Raw genomic sequence first — 8,228 nt, forward strand, 5'->3', positions numbered from 1 at the left:
TGACTGGAGGTCAGAAAATGAACATCAAGAGCCTTCTCCTCGGCTCCGCTGCGGCCCTGATCGCAGTTTCCGGTGCGCGCGCCGCCGACGCCGTCGTCGTCGCCGAGCCGGAACCCGCTGAATACGTCAAGATTTGCGACGTCTACGGCGCTGGCTACTTCTACATCCCCGGCACCGAAACCTGCCTGCGCATCGGCGGCTATGTCCGTTATGACATTGGCGCTGGCGATGTCGGCTCGTTCGATGGTGCCTGGGCCCGGGACAAAGAAGACGGTGAAGTCAACGATACCTGGCAGAAGAACGCCCGCTTCACGCTGAAGACCTGGACAGGCCAGGAAACCGAGCTCGGTACGTTGAAGACCTATACCGAAACCCGCTTCAATTTCGGCAACACGAGATTTAGCGACGGCAGCTACTCTGGCAATGCCTACAATAAGGGCGTCTCGCTGAACTTCGCCTGGATCCAGCTCGGTGGTCTCCGTGTCGGTAAAGACGAATCGGCCTTCGATACGTTCATCGGCTATGCCGGCAACGTCATCCAGGATACGCTGGTTCCCTACGGCGGCTTCGACACCAACGTCGTCCAGTATTACTTCGATGCTGGCAACGGTTTCTCGGCCGTCGTCTCGCTTGAAGAAGGTTACGGCCCGTACTCGATCGACAGCTACGTTCCGCATGTCGTCGGCGGCGTGAAGTGGACGCAGGGCTGGGGTGCGATCAGCGGCGTCGTCGCTTATGACAGCGCTTACGAAGAAGTCGCTGGCAAGGTTCGCTTGGACGTCAACGTTTCGAACGAACTGTCGCTGTGGATCATGGGCGGCTACGGCACCGACGATAACTACAACGACGGGTCTTATGCTATTCCTGCTGCTGGCCGCGGCATGTACAAGCTCTGGGGCGGCAACTGGGCAGTCTGGGGCGGTGGCACCTACAAGTTCAACGAGAAGACCTCGTTCAACGCCCAGGTGTCGTATGATGAAGACGAAAACCTCGGCATCGCGGCGAACATCGCTTACGATGTGGTTCCAGGCTTCACGATCACGGCCGAAGTCGACTACCTCAATGCCGGCAGCTACCCTGCGTCCAACTGGACCAGCGCCGACAAGGAAAGCAACATCGGCGGTATCCTCCGCTTCCAGCGCTCGTTCTAAGGGCTGGTTCCTTACAGGTGAAATCCAGCCCGGGCGCACAACGCCCGGGCTGTTTTTGTTTTCGCGACTGGATCAAGGCAAACAGAAGGATGGGGGTAACGGTAGCTGAATAAATCCGTGGAATGGTTTCGTGGGATCCGCTGATGGGCGGATGAAATCACAACCGCGTGATTAAATTCTCTTGAAAGGACGCTTCCAAGCGGGTAGGGCTGACCTATCCCACTCGGGGGTGTGGCAAATGATGACGAACGAAGCGATTCAAGAGGGCGAGTCCTCTGATCATTTTTCGATGTTTTCTTCTCAAAGTCCGAAGATTCGATACACCTACAACAAGATTAGAGAAGTAAAGTCGCATCGGGTCGGAGATCTTTTTTCAGCATATCGGGACATATTATGGGATGATGGGCGGCATAAGTATAATGTCAGCTCGTTCATCGGCGAAATAGACGAGATCCTCCTTGGGGAGCGTTTCAGCGCCTTTGACCAAAGTACCCTGGACAGCCTTATCGGCACCTTGCGCCAGCGCGGCAACAGCAACGCAACCATCAATCGAAAGATGGCTGCCCTCAGCAAACTGCTGCGCAAGGCTCACAAGATGGGAGATATCCACAGCCTGCCCGAGTTCCGCCGCCAGAAGGAGCGGGCGGGTCGGATTCGCTTCCTCGAAAGGGACGAAGAGGCGCGCCTGTTCGCCGCCATCAAGAACCGCAGCGAGGATGCCTACAGGCTTTCCGTCTTCCTGGTCGACACCGGATGCCGTCTCGGCGAGGCGCTTGGGCTGATCTGGAACGATATCCAGGAGCATCGCGTCAGTTTCTGGATCACCAAATCCGGTCGCAGCCGCACCATTCCAATGACCGAGCGGGTCAAGGAGGTCATCAAGCTGCCTCCCACCGAGGGTCGCCGGCCCAAAGGACCGTTCACAAAGCTTAGCCAGGCACAGTTTCGTGCCATCTGGAACGACGCGAAGGCCGAAGTCGGACTTGGCGCAGACGACCAGGTGGTGCCGCACATACTGCGCCATACCTGCGCCTCGCGCCTTGTCCAGGGCGGCATCGACATCCGGCGCGTGCAGATGTGGCTCGGCCACCAGACGTTGTCGATGACCATGCGCTACGCGCATCTGGCCACCAACGATCTCGATGGCTGTGTCATCGTGCTGGAAACACCTCGATCGACTCAGCCGGGCGGCAATCGCGCTGAAGGCTCCATGTTTTCTTCGCCTATGACGACGCCTTCGTCGCCGACGGCAGGGCGGAAAAAGAAGGACGAGGCAGCCGCCGCCGCAAAGGAGTCGCCGAAAGCGGCTCGGAAAAGTTCAAAGGCCAAGTAGGCTAAAGAATCTCCACCTATACTATCATAGCTATCCCGTGACCTTGTTTGGTCATGGGATTTACTTCGGGATATTCTTCCGCTCGGCTTGGTCGAGAAAAGCGGCTATGTCGCCCGGTAGGCTGCCGGTCTCGAGGAATGGCGCATGGCCCTGGCCCTCGACAGTGATCGTCTCCATCATGGAATGGCGCTCTCTCATCTGCTTCAGCGTATCTATGGACAGCAATCTCGAATTGGCACCACGTATGGCGAGCAACGGGATGGCGGCCAACGCCTCGAATTTAGGCCATAGATCAGGCAGCTTCTGCGTCAGATCGAGACCGGCAACGGTATCCACCAGCTTCGGATCGAAATCCGGCATCAGCCCATCATCCGTTTCGCGGTAGAGAGCCCATATCATCCGGTCCCAATTGGCGCCGGCAAGGGCGGGGAAGTCTTCGCCATGCACGCTGCGCTGGGCGGCAATTGCCTTTGGGCGGGTTTTCGGTGCCGGGTCGCGCTCGAGATAAGACTGGATATGGGCAAGTCCGGCCGTCTCGATCACCGGGCCGATGTCGTTGAAAACAATGGCTTTCAGGACGGCTGGCCGCATCATCCCGAGCACATGGATGATCAGCCCGCCGCGCGAGGTGCCGATGAAGGCCGCTTCTCCGATGTTCAGCGCCGTCAGCCCGGCCAGGATGTCGCCGGCCTCCACGCCGACATTGTAATTTTTGACGTCGGGATCATAGGTTGACTGCCCGCGCCCACGGTAGTCGAAGGCGATCACCTTGCGCGGAGTTGCCGCATCCGTCGACAGATAGAGCGCCAGCTCGTGAAAATCCCTGGCGTTGCGGGTCAGGCCAGGCAGGCAGACAACCGGCCAGAGTCCGGTATTGGCCTCACCGTAGATGCGAGCATGGAGCTTCAGCCCATCCGGTGCGCTGTAGAAGAAGTCGGAGAATCTTTGCTCGCTTGCCATCGGAATGTTCGATCTCGCTGTACCGATCTGGACAGCTACAGGCGAGGGCAGGGATGGTCAAATGAAAGGCGCTCTTGCCTTCTCCCCTTGTGGGAGAAGGTGGATCGGCGCGCTAGCGCCGAGACGGATGAGGGGTGTTCCAGCGAAGTGAGGCGTTGGCGTTCCCTGGAACCCCCCTCATCCGTCGCCTTCGGCGACACCTTCTCCGACAAGGGGAGAAGGACAGAAAGCCTCAACTCCGCCCGTTCACCAGATCCCCGACAATGTCGTATTTGCCGGAAATCCGCATCTTGTAGACTTCGTAATTCTCCATCACGCGCTGAACGTAACTCCTTGTTTCCGTGTAGGGAATCCGCTCGATCCAGTCGACGACCGCGTCGATGTCCTTGCCGCGCGGGTCGCCATATCTGGCCACCCACTGGCTGGCTCGGTTGGGGCCGGCATTGTAGCCGGCGAAGGTCAGCACGTAGGAGCCGTTGAAGCGATCGAGCTGTTCGCCGAGGAAGGCTGAGCCAAGCGTCGCATTGTAGCCGGCATCGGTGGTCAGCCGTGTTTGCGAAAACTGCAGCCCGGCCTTCTTCGCCAGTTGCCTTGCGGTTCCCGGCATCAGCTGCAGCAGCCCGCGCGCGCCGGCGCTGGACACGGCGCCGATGTTGAATTCGCTTTCCTGACGGGCGATCGCATAGGCCAGGGCCTTGCCCGAGCCGGAAATGTCGGCCGAATCGGGAATGACGCCGAGCGGATGCGACAATGCGCCGACATCGATGCCGCGCGCCCCGGCGATCTTGCCGATTTTCAGCGCCATGAAATGGTTCCCTTGCTTTTCCGCAAGGACAGCCAGCAGCGCCAGTTCGCCCGGACTGGTCAACTGCCCGGCAAGGTCGCGATAGAGCGTCTCGGCATAGCGGTCGTAGCCCGCCTCCTGCAGCCGCTTGATGGCGCTGACGGCCTCGCGGCCGGCAAAATTCTGCCGGTCGGCTGCACTTGGCGAGGGGTAGGCGATGTTCAGCGCCTGCCGGCCCACGCGTTCGGCGGCAAGCTGGCCGTAGAATGTCGTGCCATAGGCAGCGGCGCGCGCAAAATAGTCCTTTGCATTGCCCGGACCACCGACTTCCGCCGCACGGCCGAGCCAGTAATAGGCACGCGACAGCGTCATCGGCCCCTGGGCGAGGTCCGCGATGCGAGCGAAATGACTGGCCGCGGTTTTTGGGTCGTTCAGGCCGCGCAGCGCATACCAGCCAGCATGGAATTCGGCGTCTGCCGCATTGGCGGCACTTTCGGCGGCGTGTGTGGCGACGATCTTGTACGCGGTCTTCATGTCGCCCTGGTCTACCAGTTCGCGCGACAGCACCCGGCGCTCGACCCACCAGGCATCCGGATCGACGAGAGCGTCGCGATCGGTCGGCGCCTGCATCACAATGGCGGCGGCCCCGGCAAAATCCTCCTGCTTGCGCAGATATTCGGCCTGCGCGAAGAAGTAGCCGGCCGAACGTTGCATTGCCGGCACGGCCTTCAGCAGCTTGGGCGCGTTCTTGTCGCCTTTGTCGGCCGCCGCCCAGGCCTCGGCGAGTTGCTGGGCGCCGGCCAGGCCGGCGACGCGCAAGGCGGAATTCGCGCGGTCGGCATAGAACATGCGCTCCATGCGAAAACGGTGGTCGGTGGCCGGGATCAAGCTGCCGAATTCCTTGATCAGCGCCGCCTCGTCCCTGGCCTCCAGGATCGCGGTGCGCCAGAAGGGCGACAGCACCGAACGTGCCGCCTTGATATTGCCTGACGCCACATAGGCGCGGGCAAGAACCATCACGCCTTCGAATGTCTGCGGCTGGCTGCCGTCGAACGCCCTGATAACGATGTCGGGGGGAGGGTTCTCGCGATAGAGTGCGCGCTCGCTGTTCCTGCGCAGGGCGACGGTGCCCGGCCAATTGGGCAGCATCTTGGCCGCAGCAGTGATATCGCCGCTCGGAACCTTGTCGCCGCCATAAAGCGCGATCGCCCAGGCAAGGATATGCTGGTCGAGCGACTGAGCCGGAAGGGCATTGCGCACTCCACGAGCGCGGGGACTATCGCCCGCCGCCAACGCATCCAGCCCGCTTTTCAGGGGGGCGACGTCAGGCAAGGGCGCCTGTCGCGTCCTATCCTGCAGGTCGGGCAGCGCAATTGCCGCGCCTGGCATCGGAATGGCTGAGGTGACCCGTACGTCCACGCTACCGCTGATCGCCATGCCCGGCATCAGCGCGAGCGTGGCGCCAAGCAGCGCGAGAATATGAGGCCGACCGCCCGGCATGATCCTTAAGTCTTTCCTTGTCCTGGCATTCCCCAAGCAGGCGAAGATGCCTCGAAGCCTAAACTTAGGTCGTGAAGAGCCCGTAAACAAAGGGTTAGCGAGGCCGTTCGAATTGCGCTTGCTGGCACCATGGCAATGCTTGCCGCGCAACCATGTCCAGACTATGGTGCGCCGCTTCGCTTTCGGTTAGAAGGCCGCGACCACAAACACCGACACAAAACACCAGAAGTGCCAAGGAGTTGGACGACATGCTGAGAGGCTCGCTTACTGCGCTCGTGACACCGTTCGAAAAGAGCGGGCGTTTCGACGAGAAAGCCTTTCGCGCGTTCGTCGAATGGCAACTCTCAGAGGGCACGACGGGCCTGGTGCCGGTCGGCACCACCGGCGAGTCGCCGACGCTGTCGCATGACGAGCACCGCCAGGTCGTCAAGGTGTGTATCGAGGTGGCCAAGGGCCGCGTTCCGGTCGTCGCCGGCGCCGGCTCCAACAACACCGAGGAAGCAGTCGGCCTCGTGCAGTATGCCGAGAAGGCCGGCGCCGATGCCGCCCTCGTCGTCACGCCCTACTACAACAGGCCGACACAGCGCGGTCTTTACGAGCATTTCGCGGCGGTCGCCAAGGCGACCAAGCTGCCGATCATCATCTACAATATCCCGCCGCGCTCGGTCATCGACATGATGCCGGACACGATGGGCCGGCTCGTGCACGACTTCAAGAACATTGTCGGCGTCAAGGATGCCACCGGCAAGGTCGAAAGGGTCTCCGAGCAGCGCGCCACGTGCGGCAAGGATTTCATCCAGCTTTCGGGCGAGGACGCTTCGGCGCTCGGCTTCAACGCCCATGGCGGCGTCGGCTGCATTTCGGTGACGTCGAATGTCGCGCCGCGGCTGTGCGCCGAATTCCAGGAGGCAACGCTTGCCGGCGACAGCGTCAGGGCGCTGGATCTGCAGGATCGCCTGCTGCCGCTGCACAAGGCGATCTTCATCGAGCCTGGCGTTTCCGGCGCCAAATATGCGCTGTCGAAGCTAGGCAAGGTCGAAAACGTGCTGCGCTCGCCGCTGGTGACGATCGAACAGTCGACTGCCGACAAGATCGATGCGGCTATGAAGCACGCCGGCTTGATTAATTAGGGATGAGGCGCCACCTCTCCACATCATGAATCAAGTCAGAAAAGCCGATCCCAACAACAAGACCGTTTCGGAAAACCGTAAGGCGCGGTTTTCCTATGAGGTGCTTGACACGGTCGAGGCCGGTCTGGTGCTGACCGGCACCGAGGTCAAGTCGCTGCGCCAGGGCCAGGCCAACATCCAGGACAGCTATGCCTCGGTCGAAGGTGGCGAGATCTGGCTGATCAATTCCTATCTGCCGGAATATCTGCAGGCCAACCGCTTCAACCATGAGCCGCGCCGGCGCCGCAAGCTGCTGCTCAACAAGCGCGAGATGGCGAAACTGTCACAGAGTGTCGACCGCGAAGGCATGACACTGGTGCCGCTGAAAATCTATTTCAACGACCAGGGCCGCGCCAAGCTGCTGCTCGCTGTCGGCCGCGGCAAGAAACTGCACGACAAGCGCGAATCCGAGAAGCAGCGCGATTGGTCGCGCGAGAAGGGCCGGCTGTTAAAAGAGCGTGGGTAGGCGGGGCCATTCGCTTGAAGAACCGGATTGTCCTCTTTGGTTTGGCCAGCCTGGTCTTGTTGTGTTTCCTTGCAGCAGGCGGCTATCTCTATTTCCGGTCATTCTCGCCGGATCGCGATAAATATCCGGTCAGGGGCATCGACGTCTCCCATCATCAGGGCCAGATCGATTGGCGGCGCGTAGCCGCCGACGATGTCGCCTTTGCCGTCATCAAAGCGACCGAAGGCGGCGATCATGTCGATGATGCTTTCGCACGGAATCTGGAAGAGGCCCGGGCCGCCGGTCTCGCCGTCGGCGCCTATCACTTTTTCACCTTTTGCCGGCCGGGTGCGGACCAGGCGAAGAATTTCATCTCGGTGGTGCCGCACGATCAGTCCCTGCTGCCACCCGTGGTCGATATCGAATTCGGCGGCAACTGCCCGCAGCGGCCGACGCCCGAACAATTGAACGCCGAACTGGCCGCGTTCCTCGCTCCAGTCGAGGCGGCGTTCGGCAAGCCTGCGATTGTCTATCTGACCGACGACGCAGCGGAAGCGTATGCAGGGCGCATTGCTGCCCGTCCGCTCTGGCTCCGCTCATTGCTCCTGGAGCCGGATCGCGACGACTGGGTCTACTGGCAGTACCACAACAGGGGTCGCGTTGACGGCATCAATGGCGATGTCGACCTGAATGTGCTGCAGGGTGGGCCCGGTGCGTTGAGTGCACTGTTTGCGCCGCCAAGCTGATCCGCTGGCACCCGGCTCTATTTCTGCAAGGATTCCGCTATCTGGCTGAAAACGCTAACGAACATCGCTTCGGTCAGCACGCCGGTATTGGTGTTGTAGCGTGAGCAGTGATAGCTCGAAAACAGCGTGACGCCACCGGC

Annotated in this window: 7 protein-coding genes and 1 pseudogene; 5 read left to right on the forward strand and 3 right to left on the reverse strand. The window is 60.9% G+C overall.

All coding sequences use genetic code 11. From position 1 onward, the window contains the following. Positions 1–17: 17 nt before the first annotated feature. On the forward strand, positions 18–1,151 hold the full coding sequence (locus tag EOC06_RS27320) for a porin (RefSeq protein ID WP_128309236.1): 1,134 nt from the start codon (positions 18–20) through the stop codon (positions 1,149–1,151). Between the two features lie 238 nt (positions 1,152–1,389). Beyond that, on the forward strand, positions 1,390–2,484 hold the full coding sequence (locus EOC06_RS27325) for a site-specific integrase (RefSeq protein ID WP_128309237.1): 1,095 nt from the start codon (positions 1,390–1,392) through the stop codon (positions 2,482–2,484). A gap of 60 nt (positions 2,485–2,544) precedes the next feature. On the opposite strand, the gene EOC06_RS27330 is transcribed toward EOC06_RS27325, so the two are convergent. Beyond that, the gene (locus EOC06_RS27330; RefSeq protein WP_128309238.1) at positions 2,545–3,444 is read right to left on the reverse strand and encodes an alpha/beta fold hydrolase; all 900 of its coding nucleotides are present in this window, start codon (positions 3,442–3,444) and stop codon (positions 2,545–2,547) included. 232 nt (positions 3,445–3,676) lie between these two features. After that, positions 3,677–5,728: a lytic transglycosylase domain-containing protein gene (locus tag EOC06_RS27335; RefSeq protein WP_128309239.1), complete on the reverse strand. Its 2,052-nt coding sequence runs from the start codon at positions 5,726–5,728 to the stop codon at positions 3,677–3,679. Between the two features lie 248 nt (positions 5,729–5,976). On the opposite strand from EOC06_RS27335, the gene dapA reads away from it, so the two are divergent. The 3 genes from dapA to EOC06_RS27350 are packed head-to-tail and all read left to right on the forward strand — an operon-like array spanning position 5,977 to position 8,088. Then, entirely contained in the window at positions 5,977–6,858 is an 882-nt protein-coding gene (dapA, locus tag EOC06_RS27340; protein ID WP_127327264.1) for a 4-hydroxy-tetrahydrodipicolinate synthase, read from the forward strand. Positions 6,859–6,883: 25 nt separating this feature from the next. Then, entirely contained in the window at positions 6,884–7,363 is a 480-nt protein-coding gene (gene smpB, locus EOC06_RS27345; protein ID WP_013532594.1) for an SsrA-binding protein SmpB, read from the forward strand. A 41-nt stretch (positions 7,364–7,404) separates the two neighbouring features. Beyond that, positions 7,405–8,088 (forward strand): GH25 family lysozyme, encoded by a 684-nt coding sequence (locus EOC06_RS27350; RefSeq protein ID WP_368773607.1) that lies wholly within the window; start codon positions 7,405–7,407, stop codon positions 8,086–8,088. A 17-nt stretch (positions 8,089–8,105) separates the two neighbouring features. Here EOC06_RS27350 and EOC06_RS43665 read toward each other — a convergent pair. Then, a pseudogene (locus tag EOC06_RS43665) lies at positions 8,106–8,228 on the reverse strand (uracil-DNA glycosylase); the annotation flags it as partial.

Origin of the sequence: Mesorhizobium sp. M7A.F.Ca.MR.362.00.0.0 (assembly GCF_004023175.1) — a bacterium.
GTDB lineage: Bacteria > Pseudomonadota > Alphaproteobacteria > Rhizobiales > Rhizobiaceae > Mesorhizobium.